Genomic DNA, 24,161 nt, shown 5'->3' with positions numbered 1-24,161 from the left:
AACGATGGCGGAAGTCGCCGGCAAGCTGCGTGAGGTCTTCGTCGAGGCGCTGGACCTCGATGGCGAGGTCGATGTCGAGAACCTGAAGTACCGCGACATCGAGGCCTGGGACTCGGTCGGTCACATGGCGCTCGTCGCGGCCATCGAGGACGAGTTCGACGTGGAATTCGACACCGACCAGGTGATCGACATGTCCAGCTTCAAGGTCGCCGTCGACATGGTGACCGACCTCCAGTCCAAGTGATGCTGGAAGGTCGAGTCGCCCTGGTCACCGGGGGTACCCGGGGCATCGGGCTGGCCACCGCGCGGGCGCTCGCCGAGGCGGGCGCCACCGTCGTGCTGACCGGCCGCGACGAGGCCAAGGCGAAGGAAGCGGCGGCCGCGGCGGGGGCCGCGAGCGGGCTCGCGCTGGACGTCACCGACGCCAAGGCCGTGTCGACGCTGGTCCGCGGGGTGGCGAAGGAGCACGGCAAGCTCGACATCGTGGTCGCCAACGCCGGGATCATGGAGGACGCGCTCCTCGGCATGATCCGCGAGGAACTGGTCGACACCACGCTGAGCACGAACGTCGCCGGCACGCTGCACACCGTCCAGGCCGCGGCCAGGGCGATGATGCGCAAGAAAACCGGTGCCATCGTGGTGCTGGCTTCGATCGTCGGCGAGCACGGAAGCGCCGGTCAGACGGTGTACGCGGCCTCGAAGGCGGCGGTGGCGAACATCGCGCGTTCGGCCGCGAAGGAGCTCGGCCGGTCCGGTATCCGGGTCAACGCGGTGGCGCCCGGCGTCATCGACACCGACCTGACCTCGGGCCTGACCGAGGACGCCAAGGCCGAGAACATCGGCAAGACCCCGCTCGGGCGGCTCGGTACGCCCGAAGACGTGGCGAACGCGATCCGGTTCCTCGTCAGTGATGACGCTTCGTTCATCACCGGGCAGGTGCTGGGCATCGATGGAGGATTAGTTCTCTGATGACCCTTTTGGGTGTGGGTGCGCGACTGATCGACGTCACGAGCGGCAAGACGCTCGCGGGCGAGGAACTCGACACCGAGGTCACCCGCGTGGGTGCCGCGTTGTCGCTGCTGCCGCCGGGCGCGCTGTTCGCGCGCATGTCGGTGGACCTCCCCAGCGTCCTGAACTACCTCGGTGCGTTCGAGGCCGGCCGCGCGATCGCGCTGATCGACCCGGCGCTGGACGCCGACGTCCTGGCGGGGCTCATCGAGCGTTTCCGCCCGGCCGCCGTGCTGTCCGCGCCGGACGCGCCCGCGCCCGAGGGTTACGGCGTTTCCGACGGCCACTGGGTCCGGAAGTCCGCCGAGGGCGTCGAGCCGCATCCGCACCTGGCGGTCCTGCTCCCGACCAGCGGTTCCACCGGCAACCCGAAGCTGGTCCGGCTCTCGCGCGGCGCGATCTTCGCCAACGCCGACGCGATCGCCGAGGTCCTCGGCATCGACGGCGCCGAGGTCGCGCCGACCAGTCTCCCGCTGCACTACAGCTACGGCCTGTCCGTGCTGAACTCGCACCTCGTCCGCGGCGCGACCGTGGTCATCGAGCCCTCCGGCGTGCTGGGGCGCGGGTTCTGGGACGCGGTCAACGAGCACAAGGTCACCTCGCTCGCCGGCGTTCCGTACCACTACGAGATGTTGCGGCGCCTCAAGTTCGACCCGGCGAAGTACCCGACGCTGCGCACGCTGACGCAGGCGGGCGGCAAGCTCCGCGACGACCTCGTCGCCCAGTTCAACGACAAGATCCGCGCGGTCGGCGGGCGGATGTTCGTGATGTACGGGCAGACCGAGGCCGCCCCGCGGATGACCACCGTCCCGGCGGAACGGCTCGCGGAGAAGCTGGGCTCGGCCGGGCCCGCGCTGCCCGGCGGCTCGTTCGCCGTCCGGCGCGAGGACGGTTCCGAGACCACGCATCCGAAGATCGTCGGCGAGGTCGTCTACCGCGGGCCCAACGTGATGATGGGCTACGCCGAGGACGAGGCCGGGCTCGCCGCGGGCGACGAATACGGTGGCGTGCTGGCCACCGGCGACCTCGGTTACCTCGACGAGGACGGCTTCCTCTACATCACCGGCCGCCTCAAGCGGATCGGCAAGGTCTTCGGCAACCGCGTCAGCCTGGATGATCTCGAGCACGCCGTGCGTTCCGCCTCCGTGGGGATCGACGTCGTGGCCGCCGTCCCGGCCGGGGACAAGGTCGTCCTGTTCGCCGAAGGTGCCGACAAGGACATCTGCAAGGACGCGTCGAAGGCGCTGTCCGAGCGGCTGCACCTGCACACCAGCGGGTTCGACGTCCGCCCCATCGACACCGTGCCGCTGCTGGCCAGCGGCAAGATCGACTACCGGTCGCTGGAGGCCCAGGTATGAGCGTCTTTACGTTGTCTCAGGCGGAGCGCGAGAAGCACTTGCTTCCGCAGCTCGCCGAGCTCACCGCGCACCACCGCGAGAACTCCGAGGGGTACGAACGCATCCTGTCGTCGCTCGGCATCGCGCGGGACGCGGAGTTCGCCTCGATCGCGGACCTGCCGTGGCTGCCGGTGCGGCTGTTCAAGACGCACGACCTGCGCAGCATCCCCGAGTCCGAGATCTTCAAGACGCTGACCTCCTCGGGCACCACCGGCGCGGGCGCGTCGCGGATCTACCTGGACAAGGCCGCCGCCGGCGCGCAGACCAAGCAGCTCGGCGCGACGCTGCAGGAGGTCCTCGGCGGCGAGCGGCTGCCGATGCTGATGGTCGACACCATCGGCATCATCAAGAACCGCCGCTCGTTCTCCGCGCGCGGCGCGGGCGTGCTCGGCATGGCCAACTTCGGCCGCAAGCACACCTACGTGCTCGACGAGAACGACCAGCCGGACGTCGAGGCGGTGAAGACGTTCCTCGCGACCTACGGCGACAAGCCGTTCCTGATCTTCGGCTTCACCTTCATGGTGTGGCAGTACCTCTACGAAGTCGCGCGTGAGCACAAGCTCGATCTTTCCAACGGGATCCTGATCCACTCCGGCGGCTGGAAGAAGCTGATCGACCGCGCGGTGGACAACACCGAGTTCCGCCGCCGGTTCAAAGAGGACACCGGGCTCACCCGGATCCACAACTACTACGGGATGATCGAGCAGATCGGCACCGTGTTCCTCGAAGGACCTTCCGGGAACTCGTTGTACTGCCCCGATTTCGCCGACGTCGTGATCCGGAACCCGGAGACCTGGGAAGAGCAGCCGGTCGGCGAGCCCGGCGTGATCGAGGTCGTCAGCACGCTGCCGCGTTCGTACCCGGGGCACGTCCTGCTCACCGAGGATCTCGGTGTCTACAACGGGATCGACGACGGTGACTGGCCGGGCAAGCACTTCTCGGTGATGGGCAGGCTGCCCAAGGCCGAGGCCCGCGGTTGCTCGGACACCTTCCAGGGAGCGGCGGCATGAGTCTCAATCAGCGTTTTCCGCTCGGCGACACGATCGAGGCCGACAAGCTGGTCGAAGAGCTGCGGGCCGAGCCCGTCGGCGGACGGCTTCGCGTCGGCGACCCGCGCGTCGTCGAGTTCCTGACGAAGTTCGCGCGCAAGCTGCTCGCGCCCGCGACGGCCCGCCGCTTCCCGGAGCTGGCGTCGCTCGGTTTCTTCCTGCGCAAGGGAGAGATCGCCAAAGCACTGTCCACTTTGGAGACTTCCGGCGACGCGCTGCGCTTCCCGCGCGGGCTGGTCTTCCACGTGCCGCCCGCCAACGTCGACACGATCTTCGTGTACTCGTGGGCGCTTTCGGCGCTGGCGGGCAACCACAACGTCGTCCGCGTGTCGTCGCGTTCGGCCGGTGCCGCCGAGACGGTGCTGGAGGCGCTGAACGCCGCACTGTCCGAAGTGGACGCCGACACCGCCGCCGCGATCACCGCGACGCAGCGCATGGTCACTTACGACCGCAGCGACGCGATCAGCGGCGCGCTGTCGGTCGCCGCGGACCTGCGGGTGATCTGGGGCGGCGACGCCTCGGTCGCCGCGCTGCGCAAGTACCCGCTGGCGCCGCACGCGCGCGACCTGACCTTCCCGGACCGGTCGTCGTTCGCGGTCGCGTCGGTGCGCGGCTGGCAGAACGCCTCCGAGGCCGAGCGTCGCGGTGCCGCCGAAAGCTTCTACAACGACTCGTACTGGTTCGATCAGGCCGCCTGCTCGTCGCCGCGCGCGGTGTTCTGGGTCGGCGACGAAGACGGCGCCCGCGAAGCCGGGCAGGAGTTCCGGAAGCTGCTCGCCGAGGTGCTGGCGACGAAACAGCACGTCACCGAGCCCGCCATGGCCGTGCAGAAGCGGGTTTCCGCGTACGGCGCGGCCGTCGACGGGCTCGTCGACGGTATCGAATTCCAGGGCAACGGCATCGCGACGCTGGAGCTGGCCGACCCCGCGATCTTGCCGCGCGAGTGGCTCGGCGCGGGCACTTTCGCCAACGCGCGGGTCGACACGCTTTCCGACCTCGTCCCGATCGTGCTGCGCAAAGATCAAACCGTCGGTCAATTCGGCTTCACCCAAGAAGAATTGACGCAATTCGTGACGGAATTGGCGGGCCGTGGCGTCGACCGTGTCGTTCCGTTCGGCTCGGCCCTGACGTTCTCCGCGATTTGGGACGGCTACGATCTGCTGACCGAGTTCAGCCGCTTGGTGACCGTACAGGCCTGACCTGCGGTGACGAGGTAGCAGCAGAGGAGGTTCAGTGACGACCGTCGAAACGCCCGAAGAGGACACTTCGGTTTCCGTAAAGCAACCGAAATCCACCAAGGCGAAGATCCTCGACGTCGTCCGCTGGGTCGCGATCCTGCTGGTCGTCGCTTTCGCCGCGAAGACACTCGTCACCAATTGGGGTGAATTCTGGCGGACCTTGTCCGAGGTCGCGTGGGAATCCTCCACGTTGAGCCTGCTCGCGCTCATCGCCGCGATCATGGTGTCGACCTACGGCTGGCAGGTCATGGTCGACGACCTCGGCAAGCCGATCGGCTACGCCCGAGGCGCGCAGATCTGCCTCGTCGGCTCGCTCGGCAAATACGTGCCGGGTTCGGTGTGGGCGTACCTGCTGCAGATGGAGCTGGGGCGCAAGGCCGGGCTCGCCAGGGCCCGGATCTTCACCGGCTCGCTGATCCAGCTCGGCGTCGGCGTGGTGTCCGCGCTGGTCGTCTCGCTGCTCGCGGCCCCCGCCGTGTTCAGCAACAGCCCGCGGGCGCTGTGGCTGTTCGTGCTCATCCCGGTCGGGCTCGCGATGCTGCACCCGCGCGTGCTCACCTGGGGCACGTCGCTGGTGCTGCGGATCCTGCGCCGCCCGCCGCTGGACCACCGGCTGAGCTGGTCGGTCGTCGGGAAGGTCTTCGGCTCGTCGACGGCCGCGTGGGCGCTGCAGGGCGTGCACCTGTGGCTGCTGGCGAACTCCGTCGGTACGCCGGGATTCAGCGGCTTCGTGCTGTGCGTCGGCGCGATGGCCGTCGCGATGACCGTCGGGACGTTCGCGTTCATCCTGCCCAGCGGGGTCGGCGTCCGCGAGGTCGCGCAGGTCGCCGTGCTCACCGCGTCGGGCCTCACCGTCGTCCAGGCGACGGCCTTCGCCATCGCTTCGCGGGTGATGTTCACCGTCGCCGACCTGATCACCGCCGGTGCCGCCGCCCTCTCCGCCCGCCTCGTGACCTCCCGCGTTTAGTCCTCTAAATGCGGTTCAGCCGGTAGATGACGGCGTCGGAGTTGCGGTACACCTCGGTCACGAAGTTCAGGCCGTCCAGGTCGCGCAGCCCGGCCTGACGCGGGGCACCCGTCGGGTAGCCGTACTGCCCGAGGATCACCCACCGCACGTTCAGGCGCGCCACCGCCGCCCGCACCTGCGGGTTCGACGGGTACTCGCGGAAGTGCCATTCCAGCAACCGCGCGTCCGACGGCGACAACGTCTCGTCGAAATGCCCGGAAGTCGTGCGGACGCCGGAGAGCGCGTAGTTCCACACCGTCCCGTCCAGCCGATCGTTCAGCGCGCGCTCGCCGGGCTTCGCGAGCGCGGCGAGCTTCTCCATCGCGACGACCTCGTCCGGGCTCACCGGCAGTTTGTGCGGGTCGACGCCGGGGGTGTTCGCGTAGCCGGGCGCGACCTTCGCCGCGTTGGACGGCGCGTAGAAACCGTTGCTGAGGAAGGCGAACCCGCCGAACACCACCACCGCGACGGCGAACGCGGGCACCTTCCGGTGCGCCACGTTGTCCCGCAGCCACGCCTGAGTCTCGGCGACGCCGTGCGCCGCGATGACCGACAGCGGGATCGCCGCCATCGCCATGAACCGGTACGGGTCGTTCCACCACGGCCGGGACAGCGCCAGCACCAGCGGCTGCTCGGACGACGTCACCGCGATGTAGGCGAGCCCGGTGATCAACGCCGTGACACCGATCCAGCGCAGCGCACCCGCGCGCGAGAAGAAGATGAAGCCCAGGAACAAGGCCACGGAAAGCCAGATCTGCGGATACGGCTCGTGATGCTGGAAGCCCAGCAGCGCGCCGAGCGCCGTCGTCGCCCGCCATTCGACCGGCCAGCTGCGGTAGGGCACCTCGCCGCTCGCGAGGCCGATCGCGCCGAACAGTTGCAGCGACGCCACCAGGATCGCGACGACACCGACGATCGCCAGCGCGCGCAGGTCCCGGCCGATCCGCCGCCACCGTTCCCCTGGCGCGATCCAGCGTTGCAGCAGGAGGGGACCGGCGAACAGGATCGCGCCGAACAATGCCGACGAGTGCACACACAGCAGTCCGACTGCGCTCACCAGCAGCACGAAGCCGGTGTCGGGCGCGGGCCGGTCGAGGTAGCGCTTCACCGCGACGGCGGCCAGCGGCGTCAGCGCGAGGCCGAGCAGGAACGGGAGCAAAGGTCCCCTGCTCATCGATTCGTACAGGCCCATCACCGGCGCGATCGAGACGAGGGCGACGGCGCCCGCGAACACCGCGCGTCCCCGGAACACGCGCACCATCGTGGCCAGCGACAACGCCAGCAGCGCGGGCAACAGCGCGGTGTTCACGTCCAGCGCGAGCGGGATGCTCGCCGGGCTCAGCAGGTACACCACGGACGCGAGCAGGTGGTAGGCGTTCGGATAGAACACCGGCGCCGCGTCGCCGTACCAGTTGACCTCGCCGGTGCCGAACAGGCTGCCGTCGCCGGTTTCGGCGATCTGCCGGACACCGTTCGCGTGATACACCGCGTCGAACCCCTGCGGAATGGCGTCCAGCCTGCCCATCCCGCGCACCACCGCGTACATCCCGACGGCGGCCGCGAGCAGCAGGCACGCCCCGACGGCGAGGTGCCCGGACCGGCCCCACAGCGGCTCCTCGGGCGTAGGCGGCCACCGGCGCAGGGTGAGCCGCCGCAGGCCGAAGGCGACACCGGCGAACAACGCCGTCGCGACCGCGTACGTCACCGGAGTGAACGGGAGCCCGAGCGCGGCCGCCCACGGTCCCGCGAGCCCGCCGATGGCGTAGCTCAGCAAGGGCGTCATTCCCGCGAGCACCCAGCCGCGCAGGCCGGCGGCGAAACCGGTGAGCAGACCGGGAAGGCCGATGACGAGCAGCGCGACGCACACCGTGACGATGTCGGCGAGCAGGGAGGTCTGGGTGGGCACGGGCTTTCCTCGGGGTGCGGAGTCCGCACAGAACCCCCGAGGTGCGGAACGGAATGGGAAGTCAGATTAACCGCCCCGGCCCGTTACCCGAAGGAGTCACATCCCGCCGGGGAAAACCGCACGACCATGTCTACTCCGCGCACATACCGCTCGCCCATTCGTGTCAATTGACTGCGCCGAAAGAAACACCTTGGCGCGGTGATCGATACTTGACCGTAGTCTTTCGACAGGGGAGCGGCTCGGCCCGGGAGGGTGGGGATCAGGTGGTGATCGCGCTTGTCGTCGCCTGGTCCGTGGTAGCGATCTTCGTACTGGTGGCCTGGCCCAAGATCAGCGCCGACAAGGGGTGGCGCGCCGTCGCGCTGATGCTGGCCCTCGGTTTCTCGCTGGTGCACCAGCTGGTGTTTTCGACCATCGCGGAAGACGCGTACATCACCTTCCGTTACGCCCAGAACATCGCCGACGGCAATGGGCCGGTGTTCAACACCGGCGAGCGGATCGAGGGGTACACGAATTTCCTCTGGATGATCGTGATCGCGTTGCCGAAGGCGGCGTTCGGGGCCGATATCGAGACCTCCGCGGTCGTGCTCGGCATTCTCGCCACGCTCGGCGCCGTCCTGCTCGCGTACGTGACGGTGAACCGGGTGGTCGCGCGGGCCGCAGGCGAGTCGCGCCCCGCCTACGGGGTGGCCGCCGCGGTGCTCGTCGCCGGAGCCGGGGGTCTCGCCGCGTACGGCGGATCCGGCACCGAGACGCCCTTGTTCATGCTGCTCGTGTTCGGTGTCTTCGCCGCGCTCGCGGCCCGGCGCCCGGTGGTCGCGGGTGTGCTCGTGGCCTTCGCGATGATGACCCGCCCGGCGGGGATCGCGTTCGCGGTGCTGGTGGGGTGCTGGCTGGTCGTCGCCGCCCTGCGCGGCCGTCACACCTGGTGGGCGCCGGTGGGCTGGCTGCTCGGCGGGCTCGTCTTCGCCGCGCCGTGGACGGCCTGGCGGGTGACGTACTACGACCATGTCCTGCCGACCTCGGTCGTCATCCCCTTCGACCTCGACGTCCAGTCCCGGATGGACCGCGGCTGGCAGTATCTGTCGGGTTTCTCGGTGGTCCACCAAGGATTCCTGCTGCTCGGCCTGATCTCGGTGGTGGCGCTCTCGCTGCGCCGCACCGGCCGGACCCCGCACGAGGCCGAGGCCAGGTCACTGATCTGGCTGATGCTCGTCACCGCCGTCGGGCTCACCGGTTTCGTGGTCTTCTTCGGCGGTGACGCCGGGCCCGCCTGGCGCTTGCTGGCGCCGATCCCGCCGCTGCTGTCGGTGGCGGCGGTGTCGGTCTACGGCGTGCTCCTCGCGGCGCCGAGCCCTCGCCCGCGGCCGCCGGTCCAACGGCTGATGCCCGCCGTGGCGGTGACGTTGTCCGGGCTCGCGGTGCTGGTGTCGGTGTTCAGCCCGGAGATGCTGGGCCGGGTGCGCGCCTGGCACGACCACGGCGCGCAGATGGAGGAGATCGGCCGCTGGCTCGACGCCTACCTGCCGCCCGGCTCGGTCGTGAGCACGTCGGCGCCCGGTGTGCTGTCGTACCACGCCGGGACGCAGCTGCAGATCGTCGGCGTCCGGGGGCAGACGGAGGAAGTGGACGAGGCCGTCGTCTCCCGGCGGCATCCGACGATCGCCGTCATCACCGACAGCGGCTATTCGGCGACGCAATCCTGCGTGATCGACCCGGAGTACGCGGCGAGATACCGCGTCGCGACCTTCGCGCGTGAAGGAAGCTCGTCGTGGATCTCGGTGTTCCTGCGGGCGGACGTCGAGCGGGCGGTCAGGTCGGCCCTCGACCGCTCACCGGATTTCCGCCACGTACCGTGCCCTTCGTGAGTGTCGACGAACGCGTTTCCCCCAGCAGGCAGGCAGCGCTTGAGGCACCTTCGCGCCTCTTCGGCCTCTCTGTGTTCGCCGTCGCGCTCACCGTGCTGCTGGTGCGTTTCCTCGTGCCGAGGCCGATCGCGATGTCCGACAACGGTGACGGTTTCCGCGTGCTGTGCGGCGCGGGCATCCCGTGGAAGGGCAAACCGGAGGGCTTCGTCCAGCTCGCCTACACCGCCCCGGCAGGCGAATGCGACGCCACGTATCTCCTGACCCAGAGCTGGTTCGCGCGGATCGCGCGGTCGATCGGCGGGCTGCTCGGCCTCGAAGCGACGCTCAGCCTGGTCGTGCTCGGCGTGCTCACCAGCGTCCTCGCCGCCGCGGCAATCGCGCTGATCGTCGTCGGGCTGCCGTACTCGCGCCGCGTCCGCGGTTTCGCGACCGTGGGGCTGCTGCTCGTCGTCGCGGACTCCGCGTTCTTCGGCTACTTCGCCTCGGTGCTCGGCGAAGGTGCCGCGTTCCTCGGTCTCCTGCTCGCCGTCGGCGGTCTCCTGGTGGCCGCGAGGCCCGGCTGGTGGCGCTACGCGGGCCTGGCCGTCGTGCTCTTCGGCGGCGTGATCGCGGTCAACGCCAAGGTCCAGACGTTGATGATCCTGCCGTTGCTCGCGCTCGCCGTGCTGCTCGTCCGCCCGGCGGGCGTCAGCGGCCTGAAGCGCTGGCTTCCCGCGGTGTTCGTCATCGGAGCGCTCGCCGGAGGCACGGCCTATGCGCAGCAGACCGTCGAACCGGCGAAGCTGCCCGACGGCTCCCTCGCCGCGCGGCCGGGCGACGATTCGCGTGAGATCAACATGTTCAACACGATCTTCTTGACCATTGTGGACGGTCGGCACGACACCGGGGCCGATCTCGCCGCCTTGGGGCTGCCCGCGTCGTTCGGCCAGTACGCGGGCAACGGCTGGTGGCATCCGAAGCCCGCGACGCAGGATCCCGAGTACCCGAAGTACCGCGAACAGATCAGCAGGCGCAACGTCGTCGAGTATTTCGCGACCCATCCCTTCCGCACCGTCGAAATCCTGGACCGCGCCGCGGGCGATCTGCTCACCGCGCGCCCGCCCTACCTCGGCAGCTTCGACCGGTCGGCGGGTTTCGCCCCGGAAGCGCAGGAATACCGCGTCCCGATCGTTTCGACCGTGACGAAACTGCTGGCGCCACTGGGTTTCTTCGCCCTGCTGCCGATATGGGCGCTGATCGCCTGGCGTGGCTGGAAGACCCGTCGTGCCGCGATCGGCGTCACGCTGGGCTTCCTGCTCGCCGTGGCCGCCGGGCAGTTCGCGCTCGCGGCGCTAGGCGACGGGCTGGAGAACGTCAAGCACCAGGTGATCGCGCTGTACTGCACGTTGCTCGGCGTCGTGCTGGCGCTGGTGACCTTCGCGCGCTCGGAGTGATGTGACCTACGCGACCGTAGGTTGGTTACCCTACGGTAGCGTAACCTGAACGAATGGCTGAGCTCGTTTACCCGCCCGTCATCATGGCGGCGAAGTTGATGTTCCGGGTGCTGGACAACCGCATCCGGGTGGAGGGGACCGAGCACATCCCGTCGACGGGCGGGGCGGTCATCGCCTGCAACCACGTGAGCTATCTCGACTTCATTTTCTGCGGGCTCGGCGCGCAACCGGCGAAACGCCTGGTCAGGTTCATGGCGAAGAAGGAGATCTTCAGCAACCGCATCGCCGGGCCGCTCATGCGCGGCATGCATCACATCTCCGTCGATCGCGGCGCGGGTCTCGCTTCGTACCGGGAAGCCGTCGAGCGCCTGAAGGCCGGAGAGGTCGTCGGCGTGTTCCCCGAAGCCACGATCAGCCGGTCGTTCACCGTGAAGGACATCAAGTCCGGCGCCGTCCGGATGGCCGCCGAGGCGGGTGTCCCGGTCGTGCCGATGGCACTGTGGGGCACTCAGCGGCTGTGGACCAAGGGTCACCCGAAGGATCTCACCAAACGCCACGTCCCGATCTCGATCCTCGTCGGCGAGCCGATGCACCCGAAGGCCGACGACGACGCCGAGGTCCTTTCGAAGGACCTTCGCGTGCGGATGTCCGCACTTGTGGACCGCGTCCAGGCCGGCTATCCGGAGAAGCCGGCCTCCGACGACGAACGCTGGTGGCTGCCCGCGCACCTCGGCGGCACCGCGCCGACGCCGGAAGAGGCCGCGAAGCTCGACCGCGAAGGCCGCTAGCGGGACCGGTTGGTGGGGGGGGGGGGGGGGGGGGGGGGGGGGTGGGGGGGGTCGCCCCCCCCCCCCCCCCCCCCCCCCCCCCACCACGGTGACCGATCGCTCCCTAGAACCAGCGTTCGAGCACCTGCGCGACACCGTCCTCGGAATTCGGCGCCGTCACCTCGTCGGCGACGTCCAGCACGTAGCGGTGCCCGTTGGCCATCGCGACGCCGTGCCCGGCCCAGCCGAGCATCTCGACGTCGTTGGGCATGTCCCCGAACGCGATCACCCGCTCGGCCGGGACGTCCAGGCGCTCCGCGACCTCGGCCAGCCCGGTCGCCTTCGTGATGCCGTGCGCGGCGACCTCGATCAGGCCGGTGTCGGTCGAGTAGGTGATGTCGACGGAGCCGTCGAGCACCTCACGCGCCGCCCGCGCCATCTCGTCCGAGCTCATCCCGCGCCTGCTGATCAGCAGTTTGATCGCCGGATGCCCGAGCACCTCGGCCCGCGGTGCCTCCGCGCCCTCGTGGTTGCCCCACGGATTGTGGTAGTCGGGCTCGATCACGAAACTGCGGACGCGTGGGTCCTGCGCGGACTCGCCGACCCGTTCCGCGGCGAACCGGCAGCCGGGCAGGGCGTGATCAAGCGCACTCACGGTGTCGTGCAGCAGGGTCGGTTCCAGCAGGCCGTGGACCGCCACGATCCGGTCGGTCCCGATCTCGTACAGCACCGCTCCGTTCGCGCAGACCGCGTATCCGGTGAGGCCGAGCGGGTTCGCGATCGGGGCGATCCAGCGCGGCGGACGGCCGCTGGCCAGCACGAACGGGACTCCGGCCTCGGCGACACGCCGGACGATGTCGATCGTGCGTTCGGTCAGGACCTCCATCGGGGCGAGCAAGGTGCCGTCGACGTCGGATGCGATCAAGAGGGGCTTTTCCACCGGCACATTGTCCCCGAAGATCCGCCCATCGGGCGAAGTGTCGGTCCGGACCGATACTCCATCCATGCCCCCGCCACCGCCCTCAAAGGAGAAGCTTCGCTTCGCGGTACCTTCCCGGGTGTGCGCGTAGGCATCGTGATCCTTCCGGAAGATCGTTGGTGGGCGGCCGAGCCGAAATGGCGGGCCGCCGAGGAATACGGCTTCGACCACGCTTGGACGTACGACCACCTCGGCTGGCGGACTCTCGTCGACGGCCCGTGGTTCAGTGCGATGCCAACGTTGACGGCGGCCGCGATGGTGACGTCGCGGATCAGACTGGGCACCTTCGTGGCTTCGCCGGTCGCGCGGCATCCCGTGCCGTTCACCCGCGAGCTGACCACCCTCGACGACATCTCCGACGGCCGTTTCATCCTCGGCGTGGGCGCCGGCGTGCCGAACACCAACTACGACGCCACCGTGCTCGACGGCCCCGAGCTGTCGGTCAAGCAGCGCACGGACCGGTTCGCCGAGTTCGTCGAGGCACTCGACGGGCTGCTGATGACCGACGGTTTCGACTTCGAGGGCGAGTACTACCGGGCCAAGGGCGCTCGGAACCAGCCGGGCTGCGTGCAGCGGCCGCGGCTGCCGTTCCTGGTGGCCGCGAACGGCCCCCGCACGATGACGCTCGCCGCGCGGTTCGGCGCGGGCTGGGCCACCACCGGCGTCAAGGCGGAGACCCAGGACGAGTGGTGGAAGGGCGTCGCGGAACTCGTGAAGACCTTCGACGAGCGCCTCGACGCCGTGGGCCGGGACAAGGCGAGCGTGCAGCGGTTCCTGAGCCTCGACGCGGCGCCGGTCTTCTCCCTCGCCAGCGTGGGCGCGTTCACCGACGCCGCCGGGCGGGCCGGTGAGCTCGGGTTCACCGACATCGTCACGCATTGGCCGAGGTCCGGCGACTACTACGTCGGCCGTGAGTCGACGCTCGAAGAGGTCGTGAGCGACGTACTCCCGGTACTCCAGGGAAGAAGCTCTTAGGCCGATCGGGTGACGTTGGCGGGCCGGGTAAACCCGTTCCGCCCAGTGATCGTCTGAAAGACAAGTACAGCGAGTGGGTGTGGCCAGCGACGGCTGCCCCTCACGGGTCACCCCGGGGGTGAATGGGGGACTGAGGCTCGCGTGGTCGCGGCAGGGGCAGTCCGCGACCACGCGAGCCTTTATCTTTGGGCCGCGATTCGCGTGTCCAGGCCCGGAACACGCGTGCTCGGGCGCGTAACTCGCGTGATTGAAGGCGTAACTCATGTGATGCGCCCGGAGACACGCGTCTTACGGCTTCAAACACGCGTGATCCGGCTTCAGACACGTGTCTTGCGTCCCGGCGCACGTGATCGCGGGGAAGGCCGTCAGCGGGTCAGGGTGTAGATCGAAGCCCCCGCGTTGGAGAAGTCCTTCCGCAGGAAGTTCAGCCCGTCCAGATCCCGCAGTCCCGGCGCCGGCGGCTCGCCGATCTTGATCGGCGTGCTCCCGATCAGCACGTGCTTGATGTTCAGCCGTTTCACCGCGGCCTGCACCTCGGGATCCGTGTCGTAGTCCCGGAAGTGCAGCGCCAGGTATTTCGCGTCCGGCGGCGGCACGCCCGGGTCGTAGTGCCCGGCGACCGGGTGGATACCGGTGATCGCGTACAGCCAGGCCGTCCCGTCGAAGCGCTCGTTGAGCACCTTCTCGTCCGGTCCGATGTTCATCTTGGTCAGCTGGTCCATCGCGGCCAGCTCGTCGGCGCTGACCGGCGGCGTGACCTCGCCCTCGGGCCCGTTGTAGTACAGGAACGACACCGCGTGCGCGTTCGACTCGGTGTAGAAGCCCTTGGTCAGCACGGCCGACGCGGCCACGACGAACACGGCGGTCGCCAGCCCCAGCCGGGCGGGCAGCGCGGGACGGCTCTTCACCCAGGATCGGCCGCTCGCCCACTTCGCGAACCAGCGCTGCAGTTCCGCCATCCCGTGCCCGGCGAGCAGGCACAGCGGGATCGCGGCGAGCGCCATCAGCCGGTACCGGTCGTTCCACCAGGGCCGCGACAGCGAGATCACCCACGGTTCGGCGCCGAACGAGGCGACCAGCACGAACAGCGCCGAGAAGCCGATCGCCGAAAGCCCCACCCAGCGCATCCGGCCGAGCCGGAACAGGCTCAGCACGCCGATCACCAGCAGCACCGTCAGCCACACCTGCGGGGCGCTCAGCACCTGCCGGAAGGTCACCAGCAGCCCGAGCGACTTCAGCACCGGCAGGTCCGAGCCCCACGCGTAGTAAGGGTAGGAACCCGAAGTGAATTTCAGGGCGCCGAGGATGTGCGGCGCCGCGAGCAGCGCGCTCCCCGCCATCACCGGCACCATCTTGACGACGTCACCGCCGATGACCCGCAGCCCGCCGCGGCCCTCGGGCACGCCGTCGAGCGGTTTGTGCCGCAGCGCGCGGTACCAGCGCTGTACCACCAGCGGGAAGGCGAACAGCAGCGCGCCGAACAGCGCCGACGAATGCGCCGCCAGCAGGCCGACCGCGGTCAGCGCGAGCACGTAACCGGTGTCGAGGCCAGGCCGCGCGAGGAAGCGGGCCAGCGCGACCACGGCCAGCGGCGTCAGCACGATCCCCAGCGCGAACGGCAGCAGCCCGCTGGACACCGACTCGTACGCGCCGGTGGTGGCCGCGGCGGCCACCAGGGCCGTGCAGCCCGCGAACACCGCCCGCCCGCCGAGCTGGCGGATCAGGGCGACCATCGACAGCGCGAAGATTCCGGCGACCGGCATGGTGATGGCGTTCAGCGTGACCGGGATGGTCGTGCCCGAGATCGAGTACACGAGCGAGCCGACCAGGTGATACGCGTTCGGGTAGAACGAGCCGTCCGGGTACCAGTTGACGGTGCCCATGCCGGTCAGCGAGCCGTCACCGGTCTCGGCGATGTAGCGGATGCCGTTCGCGTGGAACACGGTGTCCCAGCGCTGGAACACCGCCGTCGTCCCGCCGCGGGCCGAGAGCACCACGAGGATCGAGATGCCGACGGCCAGCGCGACGCAGGCCGCGACGGCGTAATGCGCGCGCGGGTGCCACTTCGTCGGCGGCTCCTCGGCGCCCGGCTTGATCCACCCGCGCGCCTGCCCCAGCCTGCGCAGGCCGAAACCGATCCCGGCCAGCACGGCCGTGACGGCCGCCACGGTCAGGGGGTTGTACGACACACCGGCGAGTGCCAGCCACGGACCGGCCAGTCCGGTTACCGTGTAGGACAACAGCGGGGCCAGCCCCGCGAGGGCCCAGCCGCGCAGGCCGGCGGCCCGGCCGACGAGCCCGCCAGGGACCGCCAGAACGGCCAGGTAGGTCAGGGTCGCACCGAAATACGACCAGAAGGTGTCCGGAGTAGGCACTGCTTCCTAAGTGTGTGTGTCGAAGGTGAAAACCGGTGCTCGCTGCAGGGCACGGAGTCGACGTGCGTACCCTCGACGCCCGTGAGCGCGCACACGAACCCCGACAAGATTACTGAAGCCGATTTCACCGGCTACGACCTCATCGTGGTCGGGTCCGGATTCTTCGGGCTGACCGTCGCCGAACGGGCCGCGGCCGAGCTCGGCAAGAAGGTCCTCGTGCTGGAGCGGCGCCACCACATCGGTGGTAACGCCTACTCCGAGGCCGAGCCGGAGACCGGAATCGAGGTGCACCGTTACGGTGCGCACCTGTTCCACACCTCGAACAAACGTGTGTGGGAGTACGTCAACCGTTTCACCGAGTTCACGAACTACCAGCACCGGGTGTTCGGCAAGTACCAGGGTCAGGTCTACCCGCTGCCGATGAACCTGGCGCTGATCAACCAGTTCTTCGGCAAGTCGCACACGCCGGACGAGGCCCGCGAGCTGATCGCCAAGCAGGCGTCGGAGTTCGAGACCGCGAACGCGCAGAACCTCGAAGAGAAGGCCATCTCGCTGATCGGCCGCCCGCTGTACGAGGCGTTCATCCGCGGCTACACGGCCAAGCAGTGGGAGAACGACCCGAAGAACCTCGGCGCCGACATCATCACCCGGCTCCCGGTCCGCTACACCTTCGACAACCGCTACTTCAACGACACCTACGAGGGCCTGCCGGTCAACGGCTACACCGCGTGGCTCGAGAAGATGGCCGAGCACGAGAACATCGAGGTCCGGCTGAACGTCGACTACTTCGACGTCCGCGAGCACATCCCCGCCGGCACCCCGACCGTCTACACGGGTCCGCTGGACCGCTACTTCGACTACTCCGCGGGCCGGTTCACCTGGCGCACGGTGGACTTCGAATCCGAGGTCGTCGAGACCGGCGACTTCCAGGGCGCCTCGGTCGTCAACTACAACGACGAAGAAGTGCCCTACACCCGGATCATCGAGTTCCGGCACTTCCACCCGGAGCGCAAGCACTACCCGAACGACAAGACGGTCGTGTTCCGCGAGTACTCCCGGTTCGCCGGTGAGGCCGACGAGCCGTACTACCCGATCAACACCCCGGAGAACCGCGAGAAGCTCGAGGCCTACCGCGAGCTGGCGAAGGCCGAGGCCAAGGACAAGAACGTGCTGTTCGGCGGCCGTCTCGGTACCTACAAGTACCTCGACATGCACATGGCCATCGGTTCGGCGCTGTCCGTGTTCGACAACAAGATCGCGCCGCACCTGACCGATGGCGCGCCTCTCGACGGGTCCCTCGATGCTTGAGAAGGGCGCTCCCACCGGCGAGGTGGCTGTACTCGCGAAGGCTCAGGGCGTCCTTAAGAGCGACGTCACGGTGAAGGCGGCCCGGGGTCTTTCGCACTTCGGCGAGCACAGCGCAGGCTGGTTCGCGTTGGGCCTCGTCGGGGCCGCGGTGGACAAGAAGCGCCGCAAGGACTGGCTGATCGCGGCCGCGGGTGTTGTCGGCGCCCACGCCGCGTCCATCGCGGTGAAACGCGTGGTCAGGCGGCCGCGGCCGGACCACCCGAGCGTCGAGGTCCTGGTCTCCACGCCGAGCAAGCTGAGCTTCCCGTCCTCGCACGCGACCTCCACTACGGCGGCGGCGGTGCTCTACTCCGGATTGACCGGGCGTAACCTGGTCCCGGCCCTGGTACCGCCGATGCTGGCCTCCCGGCTCGTGCTCGGCGTCCACTACCCGACCGACGTTCTGGCCGGAGCGGCCCTTGGGGGCGTAGTCGGCGGCTTGATACGTAGGAAGCTGAAGCGACGATGAGTGAAACGACCGAGAAGGCCGATTCCAAGCCTGACGACGTAGAACCCGTGGCCGAGGCCGCTGAACCGAAGAAGGTCGCCGGCGGTCTCGTCGGCGGCATCATCAAGACGGCACGCCCGCGCCAGTGGGTGAAGAACGTGCTGGTGTTCGCCGCACCGTTCTTCGCCTTTTCGAAGTCGACGGACCGGACCGGCCTGCTGGTCGCCGCGCTGATCGCCTTCGCGGCGTTCTCGCTGGTGGCCTCCTCGGTCTATCTCATCAACGACGCGATCGACGTCGAGGCGGACAAGGCCCACCCGACCAAGCGGAACCGGCCGATCGCGGCCGGGATCGTGCCGGTGCCGGTGGCCTTCGTCGCGGCGGGCGTGTTCTTCGCCGCCGGCCTCGGCATCTCGTTCTTCGCCAGCTGGCAGCTCGCGGTCGTGCTGGCGGTCTACGAGGCCGTCCAGCTCGGCTACTGCTTCGGGCTCAAGCACCAGCCGGTGGTCGATCTGGCCATCGTCGGCTCGGGCTTCCTGATGCGGTCGATCGCCGGTGGCGTGGCCGCGGGTATCGCGCTTTCGCAGTGGTTCCTGCTGGTCACCGCGTTCGGCTCGCTGTTCATGGTGGCGGGCAAGCGCTACGCCGAGATCATGCTCTTCGAGCGCACGGGGGCGAAGATCCGGTCTTCGCTCAAGAAGTACTCGGCGAGCTACCTGCGGTTCGTCTGGGCGACGTCCGCGGCGATCCTGATCATGTCCTACTGCCTGTGGGCGTTCGAGATCCGCCAGGTCGAGCACGACTCGGTCTGGGCGGTCGTCTCGATGGTCCCGTTCGTGGTGGCCGTCCTGCGCTACGCCGTCGACGTCGACGGCGGCAACGCGGGTGAGCCGGAGGAGATCGCGCTCAAGGACCGCGTGCTCCAGGTGCTCGGCGCGAGCTGGGTGGTCACGCTGTTCCTGTCGTTCTATCTCTGATTCGACAGCCGGTACACAGCGCATCCACAGGATGCGCGCGCATCCTCGGTGATGGGGGCGGGCACCGCGCCCGCCCCCATCGACCTAGGAGCGAAAGATGAGCGACCCGCAGCGGCCGTCCGACGACGAAGACAAGACGGTCGAGCAGCCCGTCGCCGGTACTGAGAAACCCGCCGAGACCCCGGCCGCCGCCCCCGCCGGACCGCCGCCCGGTTGGGTGCCCGCGCAGCAGGCGCCGCCGAAGAAGGGCGGTTTCCGCCGGTTCGCCGGGCACCGCGCGACGCAACTGGTCGCGGTCGGCGCCCTCGGCTTCATCCTCGGCGGCGGGATCATCGGCACCGCCGTCGGCCTGGCCTCCCGCGACGGTGACCGCCGGCCCGGTATCGCCCGCGAACACCGTGGTCCGGGTGGTCATGGCATGCATCGCGACTTCCGTGACGGTCCCGGCCGGCGTGACCAGTCCCACGGTGGGTAAGTAACGGAATCATCACGAGGCCGTGTACGGTGTTCGTGATGCGAAGCGCCTCCGCCGAACTGCCCCAGGCTTCCGGTGCGCTGCCGGGAGCCGCCGTCCTTACCCGCCCCTGGGTGCTCCCGGCCGGGGCGGCGGTGGCGTCGGCCTTGGTGTTCGTGCTGGTCAGCGGGCATTTGATCGACGACACCTACATCACGCTCTCGTATGCGAAGAACCTCGCCTTCCACGGCCATTGGGGCCTGATCGAAGAAGGCACCGCCAACACCGCGACGTCGCCGTTGAACGTCCTCGTGCTGGCGCTCGTCACCTTCATCGTGCGAGACGCCGTCTTCGCCGCCGGGATCGTGTTCGTCGCGAGTCAGGTGGCGCTCGTCCTCGGGCTGCGCCGCATCGGCGCCGCGACCGGTCTCTCGGGCTGGTTCGCCCCGCTGGCACTGGGCCTGCTGCTGGTGAACCCGCTGCTGCTGTCGTCGGTCGGTCTCGAAGTCGCCCTCGGCGCGACGGCGGTCGTCTGGCTGATGGTGTTCCTGCACGAACGCAATCCCGCCGCCGCGGGTGCGGTGATCGGCCTGATCGCGCTGATCCGGATCGATCTGCTGCTGATCGCGTTCGTCCTGTTCCTCGGGCGCCGCGAATTCTGGGTGGGCATCTGGCGGATGACGTTCGCCGCGCTCGCGGTGATGCTGCCGTGGTTCGTGTTCAGCTGGCTGGTGCTGGGTTCGGCGGTGCCGGACACCCTGGTCATCAAGATCATGCAGCGGTCATGGGGGCCGTTCAGCTTCACCAACGGCCCGCTGCTGTACTGGCGCAACTTCCCGGTGGCGGCGACACTTTCCTTTCTGCCCCTCGTGATCGGCGCTCTCGCCGGTCTACTGTGGACGTTCCACTTCCGGCGCGGCTCGGAGCGGGCGAAGCGGCTGCTGCCGTTCGCGACCCTCGCCATCGCCGGCGCGGCGCACTATCTGGCCTACTGCTGGCTGAACGTCCCGCCGTACCACTGGTATTACGCGCCCAGCATCGTCGGCGCGACGGTCTTCCTCGCCGCCGCGGCCTGCGCGGTGCCCGGCCGGGCCCGGCTCGGCGCGGGAATCCTGGCAGGCGCGTTCCTCCTCACGAGCGCCGTCGCTTATGCGGCTCCTGAACTGCCGCGCCGGTTCGCGCCCATCACCAGCAACCACGCCGCGTCCGACGAATACCGCGCCATCGGCTCGCAGCTGGGCGAATTGACCAAGGGGCGCAAGGTGGAGAGCGCGGGCGAGGTCGGCGCGCTCGCCTACTCCTGCGACTGCGACATCGTCGACCAGTTCTCCGACCGCGGCTCCGTCGACCCGGCGATCATCGAGACGAAGAACCGCAGCAGCGATCTGGGGAAGGCACTGCTGGAAGCGAACTTCCGGTTCTTCGATCACAGCGTCCCGCCCGCGACCCCGGATCTGGTGCTGGCCACCACCCGGAAGGCGCCACCCGCGAACGCGCTGGCGACCTGGACGATCCACTCGCCCTGGATGGGCACGCAACTGCTCTACCTGCTGCCCGCCCGTTGACCTTCCCCGCGTTTCGTCCTCTGAATGCGGTAGTCGGCATCGCGAACTACCGCATTCAGAGGACGAAACGCGGGGGGTCAGCGGCGCGAGTGGGCGCGGTCGGCCTTCGTGACCGCCAGCATGTCCCGCTGGTAGACCACGGACCCGTCCGCGAAGGCGAACTGAAGCACCGGCCGCGGCGGGAAACTCCGCCCCAGGTACAGCGCGGACACCGAGCGCACCACGCCCGACGGCATCTCCTCGAAGGTCCGGAACGGCTGCGCGGGATCCTCGCCCTCCAGCATCCGCGCCGGGTACACGACGGCCAGCCGCCGGTCGGACAGCGTCAGCCGCGCCTCGCCCTTGCCGCCGGCGAGGTGGTCCGCGAGCCGCGCGGCGGTCTGGTCCGCGGTCCGCGCGACGGCCCAGTAGGCGATCGTCGGGTCGTCGGTCCAGTCGGCTTCGAGCACATCGGACGCGGGCAGCGGCCACCGCGTTTTCCCTGTCACCGCAGGGATTTCCCGTGACGGCGAGTAGGGCAGCGTGAGCTTGCCGTCGAGCAGGAAGCCCACGTAGCCGTGCGCGGGCGGGCAGCCGATGATCAGGCGTTCGCCCGGCGCGAGCCAGAACTGGTGCAGTTCCCGTTCGACGATCTCGTCGACGGACTTCGCCATCGGAAGCGTGTTCTCCATCAGCTCACCGTCACCGAGTGGAGCCAGGCGAACTGCCGCGGATCGTCGCAGTCGAACAGGAAATCCATCCCCGATCCGTCCACAAAGGACGCGCGGAGGCATGGAAGCCGCTTCTTGCCGTGCTCGGCCACCGCGAAGCCGGCGATCCGCTCGCGCGGGATCTCGGCGCGCGGCTCCATCTCGTGCCGCGCGATCGGGACGCCCGCCGCGTTCTCGCCGTAGGTCTTCGTGGTGATGATCGAGGCGATCTCCTTGCCGAACCCGAACGCCTTGGACATGAACGACTTCTCCGGCTCCGGCGGCTGGGCGGCCTTCTCCAGCACCAGCAGCCGCGCGCTGGTCAACGCCCACAGCCGCGCAAGCGAACCACTGGTGGACAGCTCCCGCACCGCGGTGTGCGCGAGGCCGCCCTGCTCACCGAGCACGACGACCTGCGGTGACGGCGGATTCGACGCGCCACCGTCGTCGCTCCCGCCCAGCGCGGCGCTCACCATATCCCCGGCGAAGTTCGCCGCGCCGGAGCCGAATTTGCCCAGCACGCTCTTCTTCGGCACGCCCCAGGGATCCAGGCCGCGTACGTCGTAGTTCAGCGTCCGGCCGTACGCGGCCCACAGCAACCGTTCGCCCGGGTGCAGCGAAGGCAGGGCCTGCGACGCCGCCCCGAGCGGGTAGCCGAGATTCATTCTTCGATCGTGAACCCTCTGTCGGTCGCCGCGCGGCGCTCTTCCTCGGACGACGAATCCTGCGACTCGTTGTAGCCCGCCTTGACGCCTTGCTCGACGCCCAGCTCCGTCAGGTTACCGGCACTGCCGCGGAAGGCGGCCTTGCCGAAGCTGGTCGTCCCGCTCATGCCCATCGCCCGCAGCCCGGCCTCGGTGAGGTTGGTGGTGAGCGCGTCCGAGCCCTCGCCGCCGACGCCGAAGCGGTCCGCGAACTTGTTGGCCGTCTTGGAGGCCCCGGTCGTCGGATTGGCCTTCGTGACGATCTTGGCGAGGGGGTTCTTGTCGATCTGGTCGGCGAGCCGCTTCTGCAGCCAGTTACCGTCACGCAGCCCTTCGGTGCGTTCGACGACCTTCTTCAGCGGCCCGTTGCGGAGCATCTTCAGGATGTCTTCGAGCTTCTCGATCAGCGGCTTGAGCTTGCCGAGCAGCTGCTTGACCTTCATCCCGAGCCGTCCGCCGGTCACCGCGACCTGGCCCGCCGTGGCCGCGCCCGCCGCGCCGACCGAGGCGCCCGCCGTGATCCACGAGGCGGCCAGCGCGGCCAGCCACTCGATGATCAGGCCCATCACCAGTTCTTGGATGATGTCGATGACGATCTCGACGAACGCGTCGAACAGGTCGGCGGCGATCTCCAGGATCTGCTGCAGCCCGCGGACGTCGTTCGCGAACGCCTTGGCGCCGCCCGAGAACTCGGTCATCTGGCCGCGGAACGCGTCGCCCGCCTGCCCCTTCCAGGGCTCCTTGGTCGCGTCGGCGCGCTTCTGCTCGTGTTCGGCGACGCCGTCGAGCCACTTGGCCGTCTGTTCCCAGCCCTTGGCGGTACTGCGCATCTGCTCGGGGTCACCGATCGCGGGCTCCAGGACGAGCTCCACCAGCGGGCTGATCACGATCCCGATCAGGAAGCCGAGCCCGTTGTCCAAAAAGGACTGACCGGGGCTCATCACGAGCTGCAGCTGTTCCATCCGCGCGTGCACGGCCGCGATCGCGACGTCCGGCGGGCTGCTCGCCCTCGCGACCTCGGACGACGTGCTGATCCACGAGCTGCCGTAGCCGCCGTTCTGCTCCCAGTAGCCCTTGCGGCCCGAGTCGCCGGCGCTGTTGAGGTCGCTCAGGCTGCCGGGGCCGCTGCCGCCGTCGTCCAACCCGGCGCCGAGCCCGGTGATGACCTCGGCGGTGCCCTGGTTGTGCTCGAGATAGGTCTTCGCCGCGGTGGTGGTCTTGTCGGCGATCTGGTCCAGGAAGGACTTCGCCTGCTCGGCGAGGTCCTGGCATTCTTGCAGGCCCTCGAAGTACTTGAAGGCCATCAGCTCGCCGAGCGGGCCGAAGCAGTCGTCCGAGACCCTGGCCTGCTCCAGCAGGCTCGCGAGGCTGGCGAAGTTCCCTGAGGCCTCTTTGGACCCCGTCGCGTGCGCTGTGAGCGCGTCGGTCTGTACGCCGAAGCCGGTCATGCGTCCCTCCGCAGGATCGGGCCGCCGAAGTCTTCGTCATCGGTGGGAGCGGGCCGCGTCGGACGAGACGTGCGGACGGGTTGCTGCATGGCCGGTCCGGCGAGGGTTTCCGCGGGCGGGGGAGCGCTCGGCCCGAGCGGTTCGACGTGGGCGTTGAACGCCTCTTTGAACTGCTCGGCGCGGTCGCCGAGGATCGGCTGGACGGTCTGCTGCATGGCGGCCGCCGCCTGCTGCGTCGCTTCTCTGATCGCGGTGAGGATCTCTTGCTGCAGCGCGGTATGCGTGCGGTTCATCGCCTTGGGGGACAGCTGGAGGCCCAGCAGGGCGCCGGACGGGGCGACGGTCACCGTCACCGAGCCGTCGGCGTTGCGCGCGGATCCGCGCAGCCCGGCGATCTTGTCCTTCAGTTCCGCGGCTTTGGCGGCCTGCTCCTGAAACGACCGGATGGCCGCGTCGAGCTTGGCTTCCTGGTCAGCCATCGATTCCTCTCAACCCGGGGACGGAGACGTCCGTGCCCGGGTGAGACGA

22 protein-coding genes are annotated in these 24,161 nt (G+C 69.1%); 15 read left to right on the top strand and 7 right to left on the bottom strand.

The window, feature by feature from the left end; translation table 11 throughout:
* The first annotated feature begins 4 nt into the window (after positions 1-4).
* From ACIRGA_RS30040 to ACIRGA_RS30015, 6 genes are read left to right on the top strand one after another with little or no spacing between them, the layout of a single operon-like run.
* Positions 5-244, top strand: coding sequence for an acyl carrier protein (locus ACIRGA_RS30040; protein ID WP_005149592.1), 240 nt, complete (start codon positions 5-7; stop codon positions 242-244).
* Positions 244-969, top strand: a complete 726-nt coding sequence (locus ACIRGA_RS30035) for an SDR family NAD(P)-dependent oxidoreductase (protein WP_400947175.1) — start codon at positions 244-246, stop codon at positions 967-969. Before ACIRGA_RS30040 ends, ACIRGA_RS30035 begins: the two co-directional genes overlap by 1 nt.
* Positions 969-2,366: an AMP-binding protein gene (locus ACIRGA_RS30030; protein WP_400947172.1), complete on the top strand. Its 1,398-nt coding sequence runs from the start codon at positions 969-971 to the stop codon at positions 2,364-2,366. Before ACIRGA_RS30035 ends, ACIRGA_RS30030 begins: the two co-directional genes overlap by 1 nt.
* Positions 2,363-3,415 (top strand): acyl-protein synthetase, encoded by a 1,053-nt coding sequence (locus ACIRGA_RS30025; protein ID WP_400947170.1) that lies wholly within the window; start codon positions 2,363-2,365, stop codon positions 3,413-3,415. Before ACIRGA_RS30030 ends, ACIRGA_RS30025 begins: the two co-directional genes overlap by 4 nt.
* Positions 3,412-4,653, top strand: a complete 1,242-nt coding sequence (locus ACIRGA_RS30020; RefSeq protein ID WP_400947167.1) for an acyl-CoA reductase — start codon at positions 3,412-3,414, stop codon at positions 4,651-4,653. The genes ACIRGA_RS30025 and ACIRGA_RS30020 overlap by 4 nt, the downstream gene beginning before the upstream one ends.
* A gap of 34 nt (positions 4,654-4,687) precedes the next feature.
* Complete coding sequence (locus ACIRGA_RS30015) at positions 4,688-5,659, top strand: lysylphosphatidylglycerol synthase transmembrane domain-containing protein (protein ID WP_400947165.1); 972 nt, start codon at positions 4,688-4,690, stop codon at positions 5,657-5,659.
* A 4-nt stretch (positions 5,660-5,663) separates the two neighbouring features.
* Here ACIRGA_RS30015 and ACIRGA_RS30010 read toward each other — a convergent pair whose 3' ends face one another.
* Positions 5,664-7,604 (bottom strand): DUF6541 family protein, encoded by a 1,941-nt coding sequence (locus tag ACIRGA_RS30010; RefSeq protein ID WP_400947163.1) that lies wholly within the window; start codon positions 7,602-7,604, stop codon positions 5,664-5,666.
* A gap of 263 nt (positions 7,605-7,867) precedes the next feature.
* Between ACIRGA_RS30010 and ACIRGA_RS30005 the strand changes: the two genes are divergently transcribed.
* Genes ACIRGA_RS30005 through ACIRGA_RS29995 form a run of 3 tightly spaced genes read left to right on the top strand, consistent with a single transcriptional unit; the run spans position 7,868 to position 11,693 of the window.
* Positions 7,868-9,472 carry a hypothetical protein gene (locus tag ACIRGA_RS30005; protein WP_400947161.1) on the top strand — a complete coding sequence of 535 codons (1,605 nt, stop codon included), beginning with the start codon at positions 7,868-7,870 and terminating at the stop codon, positions 9,470-9,472.
* Entirely contained in the window at positions 9,469-10,905 is a 1,437-nt protein-coding gene (locus tag ACIRGA_RS30000) for a hypothetical protein (RefSeq protein ID WP_400947159.1), read from the top strand. The genes ACIRGA_RS30005 and ACIRGA_RS30000 overlap by 4 nt, the downstream gene beginning before the upstream one ends.
* Positions 10,906-10,958: 53 nt before the next feature.
* Positions 10,959-11,693, top strand: coding sequence for a lysophospholipid acyltransferase family protein (locus ACIRGA_RS29995; RefSeq protein ID WP_400947156.1), 735 nt, complete (start codon positions 10,959-10,961; stop codon positions 11,691-11,693).
* Between the two features lie 103 nt (positions 11,694-11,796).
* Here ACIRGA_RS29995 and ACIRGA_RS29990 read toward each other — a convergent pair whose 3' ends face one another.
* Entirely contained in the window at positions 11,797-12,597 is an 801-nt protein-coding gene (locus tag ACIRGA_RS29990) for an HAD family hydrolase (protein ID WP_400947224.1), read from the bottom strand.
* Positions 12,598-12,732: 135 nt separating this feature from the next.
* Between ACIRGA_RS29990 and ACIRGA_RS29985 the strand changes: the two genes are divergently transcribed.
* On the top strand, positions 12,733-13,626 hold the full coding sequence (locus ACIRGA_RS29985; RefSeq protein ID WP_400947154.1) for an LLM class flavin-dependent oxidoreductase: 894 nt from the start codon (positions 12,733-12,735) through the stop codon (positions 13,624-13,626).
* 365 nt (positions 13,627-13,991) lie between these two features.
* On the opposite strand, the gene ACIRGA_RS29980 is transcribed toward ACIRGA_RS29985, so the two are convergent.
* Positions 13,992-16,001, bottom strand: coding sequence for a DUF6541 family protein (locus ACIRGA_RS29980; RefSeq protein ID WP_400947153.1), 2,010 nt, complete (start codon positions 15,999-16,001; stop codon positions 13,992-13,994).
* Between the two features lie 81 nt (positions 16,002-16,082).
* On the opposite strand from ACIRGA_RS29980, the gene glf reads away from it, so the two are divergent.
* From glf to ACIRGA_RS29955, 5 genes are all read left to right on the top strand, one after another.
* On the top strand, positions 16,083-17,309 hold the full coding sequence (glf, locus tag ACIRGA_RS29975; protein WP_400947151.1) for a UDP-galactopyranose mutase: 1,227 nt from the start codon (positions 16,083-16,085) through the stop codon (positions 17,307-17,309).
* Positions 17,302-17,817: a phosphatase PAP2 family protein gene (locus ACIRGA_RS29970; RefSeq protein WP_400947150.1), complete on the top strand. Its 516-nt coding sequence runs from the start codon at positions 17,302-17,304 to the stop codon at positions 17,815-17,817. Before glf ends, ACIRGA_RS29970 begins: the two co-directional genes overlap by 8 nt.
* Positions 17,814-18,773 carry a decaprenyl-phosphate phosphoribosyltransferase gene (locus tag ACIRGA_RS29965; RefSeq protein WP_400947148.1) on the top strand — a complete coding sequence of 320 codons (960 nt, stop codon included), beginning with the start codon at positions 17,814-17,816 and terminating at the stop codon, positions 18,771-18,773. Before ACIRGA_RS29970 ends, ACIRGA_RS29965 begins: the two co-directional genes overlap by 4 nt.
* A 97-nt stretch (positions 18,774-18,870) precedes the next feature.
* Positions 18,871-19,248 (top strand): hypothetical protein, encoded by a 378-nt coding sequence (locus ACIRGA_RS29960; protein ID WP_400947146.1) that lies wholly within the window; start codon positions 18,871-18,873, stop codon positions 19,246-19,248.
* Between the two features lie 38 nt (positions 19,249-19,286).
* On the top strand, positions 19,287-20,792 hold the full coding sequence (locus ACIRGA_RS29955; protein ID WP_400947143.1) for a hypothetical protein: 1,506 nt from the start codon (positions 19,287-19,289) through the stop codon (positions 20,790-20,792).
* Positions 20,793-20,869: 77 nt separating this feature from the next.
* On the opposite strand, the gene ACIRGA_RS29950 is transcribed toward ACIRGA_RS29955, so the two are convergent.
* The 4 genes from ACIRGA_RS29950 to ACIRGA_RS29935 are packed head-to-tail and all read right to left on the bottom strand — an operon-like array spanning position 20,870 to position 24,112.
* A complete protein-coding gene (locus tag ACIRGA_RS29950; RefSeq protein ID WP_400947140.1) occupies positions 20,870-21,463 on the bottom strand; it encodes a hypothetical protein in 594 nt (197 codons plus the stop codon).
* On the bottom strand, positions 21,463-22,146 hold the full coding sequence (locus tag ACIRGA_RS29945) for a hypothetical protein (protein ID WP_400947137.1): 684 nt from the start codon (positions 22,144-22,146) through the stop codon (positions 21,463-21,465). The genes ACIRGA_RS29950 and ACIRGA_RS29945 overlap by 1 nt, the downstream gene beginning before the upstream one ends.
* Complete coding sequence (locus ACIRGA_RS29940; protein ID WP_400947135.1) at positions 22,143-23,633, bottom strand: WXG100 family type VII secretion target; 1,491 nt, start codon at positions 23,631-23,633, stop codon at positions 22,143-22,145. The genes ACIRGA_RS29945 and ACIRGA_RS29940 overlap by 4 nt, the downstream gene beginning before the upstream one ends.
* Entirely contained in the window at positions 23,630-24,112 is a 483-nt protein-coding gene (locus ACIRGA_RS29935) for a YbaB/EbfC family nucleoid-associated protein (protein ID WP_400947132.1), read from the bottom strand. Before ACIRGA_RS29935 ends, ACIRGA_RS29940 begins: the two co-directional genes overlap by 4 nt.
* Between the last annotated feature and the right edge of the window lie 49 nt (positions 24,113-24,161).

The sequence above is a fragment of the Amycolatopsis sp. NPDC102389 genome (assembly GCF_044765885.1).
GTDB lineage: Bacteria > Actinomycetota > Actinomycetes > Mycobacteriales > Pseudonocardiaceae > Amycolatopsis.
The sequence above is the reverse complement of the archived record's forward strand: the minus strand, read 5'-3'. Positions and strand labels throughout refer to the sequence as shown.

Bases quoted from the DNA above. Each gene is read 5' to 3' on its own strand.
- ACIRGA_RS30040 (WP_005149592.1), top strand. From the start codon at position 5: ATGGCGGAAGTCGCCGGCAAGCTGCGTGAGGTCTTCGTCGAGGCGCTG.
- ACIRGA_RS30035 (WP_400947175.1), top strand. From the start codon at position 244: ATGCTGGAAGGTCGAGTCGCCCTGGTCACCGGGGGTACCCGGGGCATC.
- ACIRGA_RS30030 (WP_400947172.1), top strand. From the start codon at position 969: ATGACCCTTTTGGGTGTGGGTGCGCGACTGATCGACGTCACGAGCGGC.
- ACIRGA_RS30025 (WP_400947170.1), top strand. From the start codon at position 2,363: ATGAGCGTCTTTACGTTGTCTCAGGCGGAGCGCGAGAAGCACTTGCTT.
- ACIRGA_RS30020 (WP_400947167.1), top strand. From the start codon at position 3,412: ATGAGTCTCAATCAGCGTTTTCCGCTCGGCGACACGATCGAGGCCGAC.
- ACIRGA_RS29995 (WP_400947156.1), top strand. From the start codon at position 10,959: ATGGCTGAGCTCGTTTACCCGCCCGTCATCATGGCGGCGAAGTTGATG.
- ACIRGA_RS29970 (WP_400947150.1), top strand. From the start codon at position 17,302: ATGCTTGAGAAGGGCGCTCCCACCGGCGAGGTGGCTGTACTCGCGAAG.
- ACIRGA_RS29965 (WP_400947148.1), top strand. From the start codon at position 17,814: ATGAGTGAAACGACCGAGAAGGCCGATTCCAAGCCTGACGACGTAGAA.
- ACIRGA_RS29960 (WP_400947146.1), top strand. From the start codon at position 18,871: ATGAGCGACCCGCAGCGGCCGTCCGACGACGAAGACAAGACGGTCGAG.
- ACIRGA_RS29955 (WP_400947143.1), top strand. From the start codon at position 19,287: ATGCGAAGCGCCTCCGCCGAACTGCCCCAGGCTTCCGGTGCGCTGCCG.
- ACIRGA_RS29950 (WP_400947140.1), bottom strand. From the start codon at position 21,463: ATGGAGAACACGCTTCCGATGGCGAAGTCCGTCGACGAGATCGTCGAA.
- ACIRGA_RS29945 (WP_400947137.1), bottom strand. From the start codon at position 22,146: ATGAATCTCGGCTACCCGCTCGGGGCGGCGTCGCAGGCCCTGCCTTCG.
- ACIRGA_RS29940 (WP_400947135.1), bottom strand. From the start codon at position 23,633: ATGACCGGCTTCGGCGTACAGACCGACGCGCTCACAGCGCACGCGACG.
- ACIRGA_RS29935 (WP_400947132.1), bottom strand. From the start codon at position 24,112: ATGGCTGACCAGGAAGCCAAGCTCGACGCGGCCATCCGGTCGTTTCAG.